Origin of the sequence: Stenotrophomonas sp. 17(2023) (assembly GCF_030345315.1) — a bacterium.
GTDB lineage: Bacteria > Pseudomonadota > Gammaproteobacteria > Xanthomonadales > Xanthomonadaceae > Stenotrophomonas > Stenotrophomonas acidaminiphila.
In genome coordinates this window covers 3310416-3325644 of the sequence record NZ_CP128405.1, presented here as the reverse complement: position 1 = coordinate 3325644, position 15229 = coordinate 3310416, and the positions used below count along the sequence as shown (strand labels likewise).

The window sequence follows — 15229 nt, the reverse complement described above, 5'->3', positions numbered from 1 at the left end:
AGAAAAGGTAGCCAAAAGAAAGCACGCCCTGCCTCCGCGCCCAACGCGCTGCGCGCGCCGGGTCCACTCCGCCGCCGGGATTTTTCGACACGACATCCGTGTCGTGTCGAAAAACGACGTGCATCCATGCACGTCGCCCTCGGGGTCCTCTCCGTCGGCTGCGTCGCTGCGGAAGGGAACCCGGGACAGCGAAGGCAACCGCAAGAGCCAGAGCACAAGCGCAGGCTTCCGGCTCGATGCGTGTCATGCCGACGGCCTCACATCCGGAACACGCCGAAGCGCGTGTCCTGCGCCGGCGCGTTGAGGCTGGCGGCCAGCGCCAGGCCCAGGACGCGGCGGGTGTCGGCGGGGTCGATCACGCCGTCGTCCCACAGCCGCGCGCTGGCGTAATAGGGGTGGCCCTGGCGCTCGAACTGCTCGCGGATGGGCGCCTTGAACGCCTCCTCCTCGTCGGCCGGCCACTGCCCGCCCTTGCCCTCGATGCCGTCGCGCTTGACCGTGGCCAGCACGCTGGCGGCCTGTTCGCCGCCCATCACCCCGATGCGTGCATTCGGCCACATCCACAGGAAATGCGGCGAATAGGCGCGGCCGCACATGCCGTAGTTGCCGGCGCCGAACGAGCCGCCGATCACCACCGTGTACTTGGGCACGCGCGCGTTGGCCACCGCCATCACCAGCTTGGCGCCGTCCTTGGCGATGCCGCCGTGTTCGTACTTGCGGCCGACCATGAAGCCGGTGATGTTCTGCAGGAACAGCAGCGGGATGCCGCGCTGGCAGCACAGTTCGATGAAGTGCGCGCCCTTGAGCGCCGATTCGGAGAACAGGATGCCGTTGTTGGCGATGATGCCGACGGGATGGCCATGCACATGGGCGAAGCCGGTGACCAGGGTGTTGCCGTAGCGCGGCTTGAACTCGTCGAAGCGCGAGCCGTCGACGATGCGCATGATCACTTCGCGCACGTCGTAGGGCTTGCGCGTGTCGCCGGGGATCACGCCATACAGTTCGTGCGCATCGAACAGCGGCGCCTCGCCGGGCTGCAGCGCGACGCGCGGCTCCGGCCTGCGCCAGTTGAGGCTGGCGATGATGGCGCGCACCCGCGCCAGCGCCTGCAGGTCGTTGTCGGCCATGTGGTCGGCGACGCCGGAAATGCGCGTGTGCACGTCGGCACCGCCCAGTTCCTCGGCGCTGACCACTTCGCCGGTCGCGGCCTTCACCAGCGGCGGGCCGCCGAGGAAGATGGTGCCCTGTTCGCGGACGATGACCGTCTCGTCGCTCATCGCCGGCACGTAGGCGCCGCCGGCGGTGCAGCTGCCCATCACGCAGGCGATCTGCGGAATGCCCTGCGCGGACAGGTTGGCCTGGTTGTAGAAGATGCGGCCGAAGTGGTCGCGGTCGGGGAATACCTCGTCCTGCAGCGGCAGGAACGCACCGCCCGAGTCGACCAGGTAGATGCACGGCAGGCGGTTCTGCTGCGCGATCTCCTGCGCGCGCAGGTGCTTCTTGACCGTCACCGGGTAGTAGGTGCCGCCCTTGACCGTGGCGTCGTTGGCGACGATCAGGCATTCCACGCCGGAGACGCGGCCGATGCCGGCGACCATGCCGGCGCCCGGCACCGGGTCGTCGTACATGCCGTGCGCGGCCAGCGGCGCGATCTCGAGGAACGCGCTGCCGGGATCGAGCAGCGCGTCGATGCGCTCGCGCACCAGCAGCTTGCCGCGCGCGGTGTGCTTGGCCCGCGCCGCATCGCTGCCGCCGCGCGCGGTGCGCTCCAGGGTCGCGCGCAGGTCGTCGACCAGCGCCTGCATCGCCGCGCGGTTGGCCTCGAATGTCTCGCTGCCGGGCTGCAGCTGGGTTTTCAGTACGCTCATGGCGGTGGTTCCTGCGGTTGCCTGTGTGCCGTCGGCGGAGGGGGGGCCGAAGGGCGGACGCGCGGCGCGTGGGGTCCATGATGCGGGAACCCCGCCGTTGCCGTTGCCCTTCACCTGCCGGCGCCCTCCAGGGAGAGGCCCGGCGATTGCCGGGCCTGGATCACGCGGTGCGCTGGAACAGCTCGCGCCCGATCAGCATGCGCCGGATCTCCGAGGTGCCGGCGCCGATCTCGTACAGCTTGGCGTCGCGCCACAGGCGGCCCGCCGGGTACTCGTTGATGTAGCCGTTGCCGCCGAGGATCTGGATCGCCTCGCCGGCGGCCCAGGTGGCCTTCTCGGCCGAATACAGGATCGCGCCGGCCGCGTCCTGGCGGGTGGTGCGGCCCTGGTCGCAGGCCCTGGCCACCGCATACACATATGCGCGGCACGCGTTGAGGCCCACGTACATGTCCGCGAGCTTGGCCTGGATCAGCTGGAAGGTGCCGATCGCTTCGCCGAACTGCTTGCGCTCGTGCACGTACGGCAGCACCACGTCCAGCGCCGCGGCCATCAACCCGAGCGGACCGCCGGACAGCACCACGCGCTCGTAGTCCAGGCCGGACATCAGCACCTTGACGCCACCGCCGACCTCGCCGAGCACGTTCTCCACCGGCACCTCGCAGTCCTGGAACACCAGTTCGCAGGTGTTGGAGGCGCGCATGCCCAGCTTGTCCAGCTTCTGCGCGGTGGAGAATCCCTTCATGCCCTTCTCGACGATGAAGGCGGTGATGCCGCGCGAGCCGGCGTCCGGGTCGGTCTTGGCGTAGACCACCAGCACGTCGGCGTCCGGGCCGTTGGTGATCCACATCTTGTTGCCGTTGAGCAGGTAGTGGTCGCCGCGCCGCTCCGCGCGCAGCTTCATCGACACCACGTCCGAGCCGGCGCCCGGTTCGCTCATCGCCAGCGCGCCGACGTGCTCGCCGCTGCACAGCCTGGGCAGGTACCTGTGCTTCTGCGCCTCGCTGGCGTTCTTGCGCAGCTGGTTCAGGCACAGGTTCGAATGCGCGCCGTAGGACAGGCCGATGCCGCCGGAGGCACGCGAGATTTCCTCCATCGCCACCACGTGGGCGAGATACCCCATGCCGCTGCCGCCGTATTCTTCCTCCACGGTCATGCCGAGCAGGCCCTGTTCGCCCAGCTGGCGCCAGAGCGTGTTGGGGAACTGGTTGCCGGCGTCGGCGTCGGCGGCCAGCGGCGCGATGTGCGCGGCCGCGAACTGGGCCACGCTCCCGCGCAGCATGTCGATCTCTTCGCCGAGATCGAAGGAAAGGGTGGGGACGTGCATGGGGGCGGCTCCGGTACGGCGGGACGGGTGGGCGCTCCGGGAGGGGAATGACGGACTGGCCGTCAGCACGGGCGTTCGCGCGCAGCCTAGCCGGTCTCCATGAAAAAGTGAATACAAATTCAAAAATTGAATCTAGAATCAATCCATGGCCTACAAACGTTCGGAACTGATGGAAAAGCGCCTTGCCGGCAACCGCGAGGCGATCCTGGCAGCGGCCCGGCGGCTGGTTGCCGCGGGCGGGTACCGCAACGCGCCGATCACCGCGGTGGCGGCCGAGGCCGGGGTATCCACCGGCCTGATCTACCGCCATTTCCCGTCCAAGGCCGACCTCTTCGTGGAGGTGCTCACCGCCGCGGTCGAGCATGAGCTGGACATCCTTTCGGCGATCGCCGACGGGCCACAGCCGGCGGCCGTGCGCCTGCAGCAGGCGGTGGCCTCCTTCGTGCGCCGCGCGCTGGCCGGGCCGGCACTGGCCTATGCCTTCATCGCCGAACCAGTGGATCCGGAGGTCGAGGCTGAGCGCATCCGCTGTCGCCGCCTGTTCGGCGACGTGTTCAAGCGCATCCTCGGCGACGGCGTCCGCAGCGGCGAATTCCCGGCGCAGGACCTGGACGTGGGTGCGGCCTGCATCGTCGGTGCGTTCACCGAGGCGCTGGTCGGACCGACCGCGCCCAGCCGCGACGGCCTGCGCGGCGGTGAGCCGCTGGTCGAGGCGATCGGCGCGTTGTGCCTGCGCGCGGCCGGTGCCGGCATGGCCGCGCACGGGGGATGAGGCCGCCGTCCGGCCGCTGCCCGTTGCCGGTGGGTGGGGGCGCTGGTCTATACTCCGCCGGTAGCTGTGGTCCACCGACTACTTGCCAGGGGTGTTGATACGTGCGGAATTACGACCTGCAGTTCCTGAAACGCTTCTCCATCGTGATCGCCATCTTGGCTGTCGTCACGGTCGGGCTGATCATCTTCGCGTCGTTCCTGCAGCGCGCGATTCCCACCGAAGCCTCCCCGCAGGCGGTCGCGCGCGTCGAGCAGCGCATCGCCCCGGCCGGTGCGGTCTACGCGGGCAGCACCGGTGCCGCGGCGCAGGCTGCGGCGGCCGAAGCCGCGGCTGCCCAGGCGGCTGCCGCAGGCGGCGCCTACGGCGGCACCCTGGACGGCAAGGTGATCTTCGACAAGCTGTGCACCGCTTGCCACCTGACCGGCGTGGGCATGGCACCGACCCTGGACCACGCGCATTGGGACAAGCGCATCGCCCAGGGGACCGAGACGCTCTACAAGCACGCCATCGAGGGCTACACCGGCCCGGACGGCGGGGTGATGCCGCCCAAGGGCGGCAATGCCGGCCTGAGCGACGAGCAGATCCATGCCACCGTCGACTGGATGCTGGCAAACCTGAAATAAAACGTGCCCATCATGGACACGCGGCGCCGCCCTCCCGGGCGGCGCTTTGCTTTCCGCCGTTCCGGAGTCCACCCCATGCGTCATCTCCCCGCGCTGCTCGCCCTCTCGCTGTCCGTCGCCCTTGCGCCGCAGGCGGTCGCCAGGACGCCGGCCGTCCTCGCCATCGGCCAGGTGCAGGGCAGTGGCCCGCGCAGCCCGCTGGAAGGACGCCTGGTCACCATCGAGGGGTTCGTCAGCGCCGACCTGCGCGCCGGTCTCGGCGGCGTCTTCCTGCAGGACGCGGGAGATCGCGATCCGGCCACGTCCGATGCGCTGTTCGTGCAGCTGGACCCGGCGCGCGCGCTGCCCGCGGGACAGTGGCTGCGCGTCACCGGCACGGTGCAGGAACTGGCGGCCGGCAAGGGCGGCCAGACCCTGACCGCGCTGCAGGCCGAAACGGTGGCGGCGGCCCGCGCCCGCCCCGCGCCCGGGATCACCGTGCTGGAGGCCGTGCCCGCCAGCTGGGAAGCGCTGGAAGGGATGAAGGTGCGCATCGCCGCACCGCTGACGCTGGCCGGGCAGGACCAGCTGGCGCGTCACGGCGAGCTGACCGTCGCCTTCGACGGGCGGCTGTGGCAGCCGACCGAACTGGCCGCCGCCGGCACCGCGGAGAACGCGGCGCTGGGGGCCGACAACGCGCGCCGCCGCCTGCGCCTGGACGATGGCAGCAGCCAGCGCGATCCGGGCCGCGTGTCCTACCTGCCCGAGGCCGCGCAGCTGCGCACCGGCATGGTGTTCCGCGGCGTCGAGGGCGTGGTCGACCAGCGCTACGACGGCGACTACCGGCTGCAGCTGACCGCCGCGCTGCCGGTACCGGCGATCGAGCGGCCGCAGCCGCCGGCGGTGGCCGGGGCGCTGCGCATCGCCGCGTTCAACCTGGAGAACTATTTCAACGGCGATGGCCACGGTGGGGGCTTCCCGACCCTGCGTGGGGCCAAGACGTTCGCGCAGTTCCAGGCACAGCAGGCCAAGCTGGTCGCCACCATCCGCGGCCTCGACGCCGACGTGGCCGCGCTGATGGAGCTGGAGAACGACGGTTACGGCCCGGACTCGGCGATCGCCGGGCTGGTGCGCGCGCTCAACGAAGGGCAGGACAAGGAGCGCCACTGGGCGTTCGTCGACGCCGGCAAGGGGCCGGGCGACAACCCCATCCGGGTTGGCATCATCTACCGTGCGGCACGGGTGGCGCCGGTGGGCAGGCCGGCGGTGCTGGAGCGCGAACCGTTCGGCGAGCGCAGCCGGGTACCGCTGGCGCAGGCCTTCCGCATGGGCCGCACGGGCCGGCCGTTCGTGGTCGTGGCCAACCACTTCAAGTCCAAGGGCTGCAGCGAGGCCAGCGGCGCCGACGCCGACCAGAACGACGGCCAGGGCTGCTGGACCGCCACCCGGGTGGCATCGGCGCGGCTGCTGCACCAGTGGCTGCAGCGCGATCCGACCGGCAGTGGCGGTGGCGATGCGGTGCTGCTGGGCGACTTCAATGCCTATGCGATGGAAGACCCGATCCGCCAGCTGCAGGCAGATGGCTGGCGCGACGCGTTCAAGGTCGCCGGCGTGTCCCGGCCCTACAGCTACGTCTACAACGGTTTGACCGGGCGCCTGGACCACGCGCTGCTCAACCCGGGCATGGCGGCGCGGTTGAAGGGCGCGGCCGAATGGCACATCAATGCCGATGAAGCCGACGACGCCGGCTACCAGGGGCGCAACGTGCCCGGCCCGTGGCGCAGCTCGGACCACGACCCGCTGCTGCTGGGTTTCGATCCCTGAGCCCGGGCGAAGAGGTGCCGGCGCCGTGCTCCTGACGCCGGCGACCCCTAGCGCGCGTGCCGCCGCGCCGCGTTCCACAGATGGGTGCTGGCCAGTGCCAGGCTGCCGGCGACGGTAAGCGGCGTTTCGGCCCGCTCGCCCAGGCCGCCGGACGCACCGGCCAGCAGCAGCGCCAGCCCGGTGCCCGCCAGCAGCCACAGCGCGGCGGGCAGCGGGCGATGCCGATGCGCGCGCCACAGCGCGTAGCTGGTCAGTGGCACGGCGATCAGCACGAACACCCCGTGCACCCATTCGGCCTCGCTCCAGGTGCCGAACAGCGGCAGCAGCGCGGCCAGCAGTGGCAGCGCCAGGCAGTGCAGCAGGCACAGGCCGGACAGGGCGATGGCGGAGACATCGAACAGGGCAGCTGCATTTTTCATCGGGTCGGCTCCATTTTGTTATAAAGTAACATTAAAGGAGGTGTGGATCACCCCGTTGGGCAAGGAAGCCGTGCTGGAACTTCAGCCCTGCGCGCCGCGCGCGATCAGGGCGATCGCCACCACCGCCAGGCCCAGGCCCACGCGGTTCCAGGCGCTGGTCTTCTCGCCGAAGACCAGCACGCCGACCAGCGCGCCCAGGCACACCACGCCGATGTTCATGCCGGCGAAGATGGTGGCCGGGCTGTGCGGCAACGCCTGGTGCGCGCGCACGTAGAACAGGATGTTGCCGAAGTTGATGGCACCCAGCAGCAGGCCGAAGCCAAGGTTGCGCGCCTGCAGCCGCTGGCGGCCGCTGTAGTGGCGCAGCAGCTGCCAGGCCAGCATCAGCACGAAGGCGATGGCGAAGCTGGCCAGCAGCGCGGCGGTGGCCGGGGTGCCGGCCAGCGCCACCTGCTTGAGCAGGATGTCGATCAGCGCGAAGCCGGCCCACACCGCCAGCAGCCAGCGCCAGCTCGATGCCGTGCCGGCGCCGCGCCCGCCGCTGCGCGCACTGACGCCGACGATGGCCAGCAGGCCCAGCCCCAGCCCGGCCAGTTTCCAGCCATTGGCGTGCTCGCCGAACAGTACGAACGCCGCGCCCAGCGACAGCAGCAGCGACAGCCGCTGCGCCACGTCGCTGCGCACGATGCCGGCTTCGCGCACGGCACGCGCCAGCACCAGGAAGATGCCCGGCAGGGCCAGCGCCAGCCCAAGCAGTGCCGGCCACGGCGCGTGTCCGTCGCGCAGCGACTGCAGCGAGGGCCTGAGCAGCAGCAGCGACAGCACGCTGGCGGCCAGGTAGTTCCAGGTCACCGCCTGGGCGATGTCGATGCCGCGCCGCGGCGCCAGCTTCAGCAGGACCGAGACCAGCACGCTGCAGATCACGCTCAGGATCAGGAAGTGCATCGCATTCGTTGCCGTGCGGTGGTGGCGGTGAAGCCGCTGGATGGGGCCGCTATTATGGCGCCATGAGCAATCCTTCCTTTCCCCGCGAACCGGCGGTGCTGATGCTCGAGGGCCCCTGCGGGCCGCTCGAGGTCGCGGTCGATCCGCCCGAGGGCGATGTCGCCGCGCGGCCGGTCGTCGCCGTCATCTGCCACCCGCTGTCCACCGAAGGCGGCAGCATGCACAACAAGGTGGTGACGATGGCCGCGCGCGCGCTGCGCGAACTGGGCATCACCACCGTGCGCTTCAATTTCCGCAGTGTCGGCGCTTCCGCCGGCAGCTACGACAACGGCGAGGGCGAGCAGGACGACCTGCGCGCGGTGGTGGCATGGGTGCGCGCCCAGCGCCCGGACTGCGCGCTGTGGCTGGCCGGTTTCAGCTTCGGCGCCTACGTATCGCTGCGCGCCAGTGGCGCGCTGGCGCCGCAGGCGCTGATCTCGATCGCGCCCCCGGTCGGTCGCCGCACCTGGGATTTCGACGCGCTGCAGCCGCCGGCGCAGTGGCTGGTGGTGCAGGGCGACGCCGACGAGGTGGTCGACGCGCAGGCCGTCTATGCGTGGCTGGAGACGCTGGCCGACCCGCCGCAGCTGGTGCGCATGCCCGATACCAGCCATTTCTTCCATCGCAAGCTGATCGACCTGCGCGGCGCGATCCAGCACGAAGTGCGGCGCTGGCTGCCCGACGGCAGTTGCTGAGCATGGATGCGACGACCCCCTCGCAGCGCTACGCCGCCGGCGTGGCCCGTGGCGACTGGCGCGACGATCCGGCCCAGCATGCGGCACTGGCCGAGCTCGACCGCATCCACGAGGCCATCGTCGATTCGGCGCAGGACGGCTGGCTCGACCGGCTGTCGGCCTTCTGGAAGAAGCCCGAGCCGGTCAAGGGCCTGTATTTCTGGGGCGGCGTCGGCCGCGGCAAGACGTTCCTGGTCGACCTGTTCTACGACGGCCTGCCGATCGAGCAGAAGTACCGCACCCACTTCCACCGCTTCATGCGCGGCATCCACGAGCGGCTGCGCGAACACCAGGGCCAGAGCGACCCGCTGGCGAAGATCGCCCAGGAATGGCGCAGCAGACTGCGGGTGCTGGTGCTGGACGAGTTCTTCGTCACCGATATCGGCGACGCGATGCTGCTGGCGCGCCTGCTCGAACGGCTGTTCGCCGAAGGCGTGACCCTGGTGACCACCTCCAACACCGCGGTGGAGAACCTGTACCTCAACGGCCTGCAGCGCGACAGTTTCCTGCCGGCCATCGCCCTGCTGCAGAAGTACTGCGTGGAGCTGTACGCCGAAGGCACCGAGGACTACCGCATGCGCGCGCTGACCCGCTCGCCGGTGTACCGGGCGCCGCTGGAAGGCGACAGCGATGCCTGGCTGGAGCGGCGCTGGAAGGAGCTGAGCGGCGGCCAGGACGCGCGCGCCGGCAACATCCAGATCGAGGGCCGCAAGATTCCGGTGCGCGGGCGTGGCAAGAGCATCGTCTGGTTCGACTTCGCTGCACTGTGCGAAGGCCCGCGCGGTCCCTCGGACTACATCGAGATCGCGCGCGAGTTCAATACCGTGCTGCTGGGCGGCATCCCGCACTTCGACCGCCTGAACGAGGATGCCGCGCGGCGCTTCGTCAACCTGATCGACGAGCTCTACGACCGCCAGGTCAACCTGGTGTGCACCGCGCAGGACCCGCCGCCGCTGCTCTACTCCGGCACCCGCCTGGCCGGCGCGTTCGAGCGCACCGCCAGCCGCCTGATCGAGATGCAGAGCGCCGAGTACCTGGGAACCGCCCACCGCCTGTAGCCCGCTGGCCGCGTGCCGGGGCTGACCCCCGGCCGCGGTGTGCGCCGCCAACCCCGTTCTTTGCCACCATCCGTTCTGTTCCGTGCCTGCCGCCGCGGCGGCCCACCCCGCAAGCAACGGAGTACGCAGATGAAGCACGCAAGCATGGTCTTCCGGCGCCCGCCGGTACGTTCGATGGCGTTCGCGTTGACGCTGCTGGCCGGCCTGCCGGCACTCGCCGGCGAGCCGCGGTGGCCGCAACCGGCGCCCGCACCCGCCGTGCAGCCGGACATGCAGGCGCCCGTGTCCACGCGCCGGCGCCAGACCACCGCGGATTTCCGCGCGCCGGCAGCCAGCGTGTGCAGCGACATGCCGCGGATGCGCGAGGTGCCGGACCCGGACCCGCAGCCGCCGGAGCGGGTGCGCGAGATCCCCACCCTGGTCGGCAAGGTTCCGCATCGCATGGAGTTGCGCGAGATGGCGCCACCGCCGCCTCCACCGGCGCCGATGATCGCTGCCGACGCGGTGGCGGCGAGGGCATCGGAGGTGCGGGACGCGCCCGCTGCGTCGTCGCCGCCGGCGGTGCGGCGCCCGGCCACGCCGGTGACCGCCGGCGTGGTCGATGACAACGCCGATTTCGGCGGCTTCCGGCAGTTCCTGCAGCGCCACCCCGAGGCGGCGCGGCTGGGGCGCGACGTGTCGGTGCGCCAGCGGCTGCGGGTGGTCGACGCGCAGGGCCGGCCGGTACCCGATGCCGAAGTCGCGGTCTCCGCGGCCAATGGCGCGCGCATGTGGGCGCGCACCGATGCCGGCGGCCAGGCCTGGCTGCACCTGAATGCCTTCGACGACCGCGATTCGGCCAGCTACCGGGTCGACGTGCGCCGTGCCGGGCAGCAGGCCCAGGCGCAGTTGCGGCGCGGGCAGAAGGACGCGCTGGAAGTCCGCCTGCCCGCCGCCGCGGCGACCCCGCGCGCGCGCCTGGACCTGGTGTTCATGGTCGATGCCACCGGCTCGATGGGCGACGAGATCGACAAGCTGCGCGCCTCGCTGCGGGACATCGTGCGCGGCATCGAGCAGCTGCCGTCGCGCCCGGACGTCTGCCTCGGCCTGGTCACCTATCGCGACCGCGGCGACGCGTATTTCGTGCGCAGCTGGGACCTCACCGGCAACGTCGCCGCGTTCCAGCAGGTGCTCGACGGGGTGCGTGCCGGCGGTGGCGGCGACATGCCCGAGGCGATGAACGAAGCCTTCGCGCATGCGGTGCAGGCGCTGGACTGGCGCGGACCGGCCACCACGCGGCTGCTGGTGTCGCTGGCCGACGCGCCGCCGCACATGGACTATCCGCCGCCGCACTACGACCAGACCATGCTCGCGGCGCTGGGCAAGGGCATCAAGGTGTTCAGCGTGGCCGCGTCGGGACAGGACACCACCGGCGAGATCGTGCAGCGACAGATCGCCCAGTACACCGGCGGGCGCTTCATCTTCCTCACCTACAAGGATGGGTCCGATCCGGGTAGCGGGCCCGGCCGCGAGACCGTGCACGACGTGGCCGGCTACTCGGTGGATACGCTGGACGCGCTGGTGCTGCGGCTGGTGCGCGAGGAACTGGCGCAGCTGCCCGGGGGATGAGCGCCGGTTCCGGCGAGCGGCCCGTCGCCGCCCGGTCCCGGACGCGGCGCGTGGATCAGGGGTGTCCGGGCAGGGCGATGCGGTTGTCCGGGCCCTGTTCCTTCGCCACCGGCGTCGCTGGCGGCGCCTGGCCGTTGTCGCCGCTGACGCTCATCATCCGCAGCGGCTGGCCGTCGTAGCGGAACTCCAGCGCCGACTGCAGCCGGTCCAGCGCCAGGACCTGGGTGCACAGGGACTGCGCATGCTGTTCCAGGGCGCGTGCGCGCGCTTCGATCTTCGGCTCGAGTTCGGCTTCGATCTTCTCGGTGCGTTTCTCGATGCGCTCCTCGCTGCCGGTGAGCAGGGTCCACAGCAGGCCGCGGGCGATGGAGCCCTTGAGCGATTCGGCCGCGTCCTGCACGCGCTGGTCGAAGCCCTCGCCGAACAGGTCCTGCTCCCAGCGTCCGCGGCCGATGGTCGAGGCGACGAAGCGCTCGGCGTCCCTGCGCAGCGCGCGCACCTTGCGCGAATCGAAATTGCCGGTCAGCGAGCCGTAGACGACGTCCAGCACATCGAAGCTGATCCCCACCGATTCATTGGCGATCCCGGTGACCGCCGGCATCAGCTGGCGCACCCCGGCCTCGAGCACGCGCAGGCGCTGCGCGTCGTCGGCGCTGACCGCCTGCATGCGCCCGTCGATGCTCAGCTGGCCGTCGTGGAACACGATCTCGCGCGGCGTGGCGTCGTGCTGGCGCAGCCAGATGCCGCCGCCATCGACCAGCACGTCGTAGTCGGTGCTGACCCCGCACTGGGTGGAGGACAGGGTCGGTGACTTCATCGTGCCGGCCTGCGCGGCGAGCGCCGGCAGGACGAGCAGGGCGGCAGCGAGGGCCAGGCGGCGCATGCGCGGAATCCATTCGGAGGACCCACAGGATCGCCGGCCGTGCCGGATCGGGCCTCCGCCGGAAGTCATGGCGGCGCATCGGGCATTGGATCGCATCGGGCTTTGGATTATGAATGCGTGCGGCGTTTTCCTACCCGCCAACCAGTCTCCCAAGGCTTGACTGCGCAGCCTCGATAGGCTGGTTGCGGTGGCCCCGCCGGGCACCGGCGACGGGATCGCTTGTGCCGCAAGGGAAATGCGATCACCCACAAGATTTGGCGTTGACCGGGTCGTTTACCCCCACTATCTTGTGTCCCGTCGGTTCTGGCGGGTTGCTCCCCGCCGGATTGAAAGGGAAGCCGGTGACGCCTTCGATGGCCAGTCCGGCACTGCCCCGCAGCGGTAATTGGGAACGAACCCGCCACCAAGCACTGAGGCCCGATGCCTTGGGAAGCGGCGGAAGTAGGAGGAGGCCCCCGCCTCCGCGCCCATGAGTCCGAAGACCTGCCGACAGCCGCGCGAAGCACAGCGCGCGGTGCCGGCTGCGGAGTCTTCGAGGGGAAGACGGCTGGCGACGCGGCAGCGCCGGTGGCGACCTCGGGTCGTGTCCGTCGCGGATGCTGCGACGCCGTCCTTCCATGCTTGTCGCCCGCCACCGGCCCTGGTTCCTGCGAGGGCAGGCGCCGCGTGCACCACGCCATGAGGACGCATTGCCGTGACCGCCACCGATACCGCCGTTGTCCCGACCGAGACCGGCTTCGAACTGACCCCGCCGCCGACCGCCACCGCCATGAGCGTGACCAAGCGCAATGGCGGCACCGAGCCGGTGGACCTGAACAAGATCGTCCGCGCCATCCAGCGTTGCTGCGACGGCCTGCATGCGGTCGATCCGATGCGCGTGGCCACGCGCACCATCTCCGGGCTGTACAACGGCGCCACCACCCAGGAGCTGGACGAACTGTCGATCCGCACCGCGGCGCTGCTGATCGGCGAGGAGCCCGAGTACGGCCGCCTGGCCGCGCGCCTGCTGGCCAACTTCATCGCCAAGGAGGTATCCGGCCAGGAGATCCACGCGTTCTCGCAGTCGGTGGGCCGCGGCCACGAAGTGGGTCTGATCAACGAGCGCCTGCTCAACTTCGTCCAGGTCAACGCGCGCAAGCTCAACGATGCGGTCAACCCCGACTACGATCTCAACTTCGACTACTTCGGCCTGCGCACGCTGTACGACCGCTACCTGCTGCGCCACCCGCACACCCGCAAGGTGATCGAAACCCCGCAGCAGTTCTTCCTGCGCATCGCCAGCGCGCTGTCCGAGGACGTGCCCGAGGCGCTGGCGCTGTACCAGCGGCTGGGCAACCTGGACTACCTGCCGTCCAGCCCGACCCTGTTCAACGCCGGCACCAGCCACGAGCAGCTGTCGTCGTGCTTCCTGCTGGATTCGCCGCAGGATTCGCTCGAGTCGATCTACGCCCGTTACGGCGACATCGCGCAGCTGTCCAAGTTCAGCGGCGGCATCGGCGTGAGCTACACCCGGGTGCGTTCGCGCGGCTCGCTGATCCGGTCCACCAACGGCCATTCCAACGGCATCGTGCCGTGGCTGAAGACGCTCGACTCCTCGGTCGCGGCGGTCAACCAGGGCGGCAAGCGCAAGGGTGCGGCCTGCGTCTACCTGGAGACCTGGCATGCCGACATCGAGGACTTCCTGGAACTGCGCGACAACGCCGGCGACGATGCCCGCCGTACCCACAACCTCAACCTCGCCAACTGGGTGCCGGACCTGTTCATGCAGCGGGTGGAGGCCGACCAGCCATGGTCGCTGTTCGATCCGCGCGTGGTGCCGGAGTTCACCGACCTGTACGGCGAGGCGTTCGAGCGCGCCTACGTGCAGGCCGAGGCCCAGGGCAAGGCGGTCAAGGCGGTGCCGGCGCGCAAGCTGTATGCGCGCATGATGCGCACCCTGGCCGAGACCGGCAACGGCTGGATGACGTTCAAGGACAAGTGCAACAAGGCCAGCAACCAGACCCTGCGCGCCGGCAACGTCATCCACCTGTCCAACCTGTGCACCGAGATCCTCGAGATCACCTCGGCCGAGGAGACGGCGGTGTGCAACCTGGGCTCGATCAACCTCGGCAACCACCTGGATGCACACGGCGATTTCGATTTCGACAAGCTCGCCGAGACCGTGCGCCTGGCCGTGCGCCAGCTCGACCGGGTGATCGACCTGAACTTCTACCCGATCGAGACCGCGCGCGGCGGCAACCTGCGCTGGCGCCCGGTCGGCCTGGGCTGCATGGGCCTGCAGGACGTGTTCTTCCGCAAGCGCCTGCCGTTCGACTCGGACGCCGCGCGCGCGCTGTCGGCGAAGATCGCCGAGGCGATCTACTACCACGCGCTGGAAACCTCGTGCGAGCTGGCGCAGGAGCGCGGCCGGCATCCCTCGTTCGCCGATACCCGCGCCGCCAGCGGCGAACTGCAGTTCGACGCGTGGGGCGTGGTGCCAGCCGATGGCGCGCGCTGGGAAGCGCTGCGCGGGCGCATCGTCCAGCACGGCCTGCGCAACTCGCTGATGATCGCCATCGCCCCGACCGCGACCATCGCCTCGATCGCCGGCTGCTACGAATGCGTGGAACCGCAGGTGTCCAACCTGTTCAAGCGCGAGACCCTGTCCGGCGACTTCCTGCAGGTCAACCGCTACCTGGTCGGCGAGCTCAAGCAGCTGGGGCTGTGGACACCGGAGATGCGCGACGCGATCAAGCTGGCCGACGGCTCGATCCAGAACCTGCCGCAGATTCCCGAGGCGCTGCGCACCGTGTACCGCACCGCGTGGGAACTGCCGATGCGCTCGCTGATCGACATGGCCGCCGACCGCGGCGCGTTCATCGACCAGTCCGCCTCGCTCAACCTGTTCATGGAGAGCCCGAACATCGGCGCGATGTCGTCCATGTACATGTACGCCTGGAAGAAGGGCGTCAAGACCACCTACTACCTGCGCTCGCGCCCGGCCACCCGGATCGCCAAGACCACGGTCAGCAGCTACACCCCGGCCGAGGCCGTCGCCTGCTCGCTGGAGAACCCGGAAGCCTGCGAGGCCTGCCAGTAACCGCCCGCGCCCCGCCCCCGCCAGGGCAGGGGCCGCGACGGGGCAGGACGAAGCCGGCTTCGCCACCCCGCCCA

At 70.3% G+C, this 15229-nt stretch carries 12 protein-coding genes and 1 riboswitch; of the genes, 7 read left to right on the top strand and 5 right to left on the bottom strand.

All coding sequences use genetic code 11. The features are described 5' to 3' along the window. Positions 1-257 precede the first annotated feature (257 nt). Both QQA12_RS15065 and QQA12_RS15060 read right to left on the bottom strand, forming a co-directional pair. A complete protein-coding gene (locus tag QQA12_RS15065) occupies positions 258-1868 on the bottom strand; it encodes a carboxyl transferase domain-containing protein (RefSeq protein ID WP_226049734.1) in 1611 nt (536 codons plus the stop codon). A gap of 160 nt (positions 1869-2028) precedes the next feature. Next, positions 2029-3192 (bottom strand): isovaleryl-CoA dehydrogenase, encoded by a 1164-nt coding sequence (locus QQA12_RS15060; RefSeq protein ID WP_056932719.1) that lies wholly within the window; start codon positions 3190-3192, stop codon positions 2029-2031. Positions 3193-3337: 145 nt separating this feature from the next. On the opposite strand from QQA12_RS15060, the gene QQA12_RS15055 reads away from it, so the two are divergent. The 3 genes from QQA12_RS15055 to QQA12_RS15045 all read left to right on the top strand — a co-directional run bounded on the left by QQA12_RS15055 (position 3338) and on the right by QQA12_RS15045 (position 6390). Then, complete coding sequence (locus QQA12_RS15055; protein WP_054668152.1) at positions 3338-3964, top strand: TetR/AcrR family transcriptional regulator; 627 nt, start codon at positions 3338-3340, stop codon at positions 3962-3964. 101 nt (positions 3965-4065) lie between these two features. After that, complete coding sequence (locus QQA12_RS15050) at positions 4066-4587, top strand: c-type cytochrome (protein ID WP_054668150.1); 522 nt, start codon at positions 4066-4068, stop codon at positions 4585-4587. Between the two features lie 75 nt (positions 4588-4662). Continuing rightward, entirely contained in the window at positions 4663-6390 is a 1728-nt protein-coding gene (locus QQA12_RS15045; protein WP_226049733.1) for an ExeM/NucH family extracellular endonuclease, read from the top strand. A gap of 47 nt (positions 6391-6437) precedes the next feature. On the opposite strand, the gene QQA12_RS15040 is transcribed toward QQA12_RS15045, so the two are convergent. Continuing rightward, a complete protein-coding gene (locus tag QQA12_RS15040; RefSeq protein WP_226049732.1) occupies positions 6438-6809 on the bottom strand; it encodes a MerC family mercury resistance protein in 372 nt (123 codons plus the stop codon). An 81-nt stretch (positions 6810-6890) separates the two neighbouring features. Beyond that, positions 6891-7754, bottom strand: coding sequence for an EamA family transporter (locus QQA12_RS15035; RefSeq protein WP_226049731.1), 864 nt, complete (start codon positions 7752-7754; stop codon positions 6891-6893). Positions 7755-7816: 62 nt separating this feature from the next. Between QQA12_RS15035 and QQA12_RS15030 the strand changes: the two genes are divergently transcribed. The 3 genes from QQA12_RS15030 (at position 7817) to QQA12_RS15020 (ending at position 11193) form a co-directional block, all read left to right on the top strand. Beyond that, positions 7817-8488 (top strand): alpha/beta hydrolase, encoded by a 672-nt coding sequence (locus QQA12_RS15030; protein ID WP_056932714.1) that lies wholly within the window; start codon positions 7817-7819, stop codon positions 8486-8488. Between the two features lie 2 nt (positions 8489-8490). Continuing rightward, complete coding sequence (zapE, locus tag QQA12_RS15025) at positions 8491-9585, top strand: cell division protein ZapE (protein WP_056932713.1); 1095 nt, start codon at positions 8491-8493, stop codon at positions 9583-9585. A 129-nt stretch (positions 9586-9714) separates the two neighbouring features. Further along, on the top strand, positions 9715-11193 hold the full coding sequence (locus tag QQA12_RS15020) for a VWA domain-containing protein (RefSeq protein WP_226049730.1): 1479 nt from the start codon (positions 9715-9717) through the stop codon (positions 11191-11193). Positions 11194-11248: 55 nt separating this feature from the next. On the opposite strand, the gene QQA12_RS15015 is transcribed toward QQA12_RS15020, so the two are convergent. Next, positions 11249-12076: a DUF2884 family protein gene (locus tag QQA12_RS15015; protein ID WP_226049729.1), complete on the bottom strand. Its 828-nt coding sequence runs from the start codon at positions 12074-12076 to the stop codon at positions 11249-11251. Positions 12077-12357: 281 nt separating this feature from the next. Further along, positions 12358-12582: riboswitch (cobalamin riboswitch) on the top strand. 188 nt (positions 12583-12770) lie between these two features. Here QQA12_RS15015 and QQA12_RS15010 point away from each other — a divergent pair. After that, positions 12771-15155: a ribonucleoside-diphosphate reductase subunit alpha gene (locus tag QQA12_RS15010; protein WP_226049728.1), complete on the top strand. Its 2385-nt coding sequence runs from the start codon at positions 12771-12773 to the stop codon at positions 15153-15155. Positions 15156-15229 lie beyond the last annotated feature (74 nt).

What these genes read in the sequence shown, in the direction of transcription:
- QQA12_RS15065 (WP_226049734.1), bottom strand. Translation starts at nt 1,868, where the DNA reads ATGAGCGTACTGAAAACCCAGCTGCAGCCCGGCAGCGAGACATTCGAG.
- QQA12_RS15060 (WP_056932719.1), bottom strand. Translation starts at nt 3,192, where the DNA reads ATGCACGTCCCCACCCTTTCCTTCGATCTCGGCGAAGAGATCGACATG.
- QQA12_RS15055 (WP_054668152.1), top strand. Translation starts at nt 3,338, where the DNA reads ATGGCCTACAAACGTTCGGAACTGATGGAAAAGCGCCTTGCCGGCAAC.
- QQA12_RS15045 (WP_226049733.1), top strand. Translation starts at nt 4,663, where the DNA reads ATGCGTCATCTCCCCGCGCTGCTCGCCCTCTCGCTGTCCGTCGCCCTT.
- QQA12_RS15040 (WP_226049732.1), bottom strand. Translation starts at nt 6,809, where the DNA reads ATGAAAAATGCAGCTGCCCTGTTCGATGTCTCCGCCATCGCCCTGTCC.
- QQA12_RS15035 (WP_226049731.1), bottom strand. Translation starts at nt 7,754, where the DNA reads ATGCACTTCCTGATCCTGAGCGTGATCTGCAGCGTGCTGGTCTCGGTC.
- QQA12_RS15030 (WP_056932714.1), top strand. Translation starts at nt 7,817, where the DNA reads ATGAGCAATCCTTCCTTTCCCCGCGAACCGGCGGTGCTGATGCTCGAG.
- zapE (WP_056932713.1), top strand. Translation starts at nt 8,491, where the DNA reads ATGGATGCGACGACCCCCTCGCAGCGCTACGCCGCCGGCGTGGCCCGT.
- QQA12_RS15020 (WP_226049730.1), top strand. Translation starts at nt 9,715, where the DNA reads ATGAAGCACGCAAGCATGGTCTTCCGGCGCCCGCCGGTACGTTCGATG.
- QQA12_RS15015 (WP_226049729.1), bottom strand. Translation starts at nt 12,076, where the DNA reads ATGCGCCGCCTGGCCCTCGCTGCCGCCCTGCTCGTCCTGCCGGCGCTC.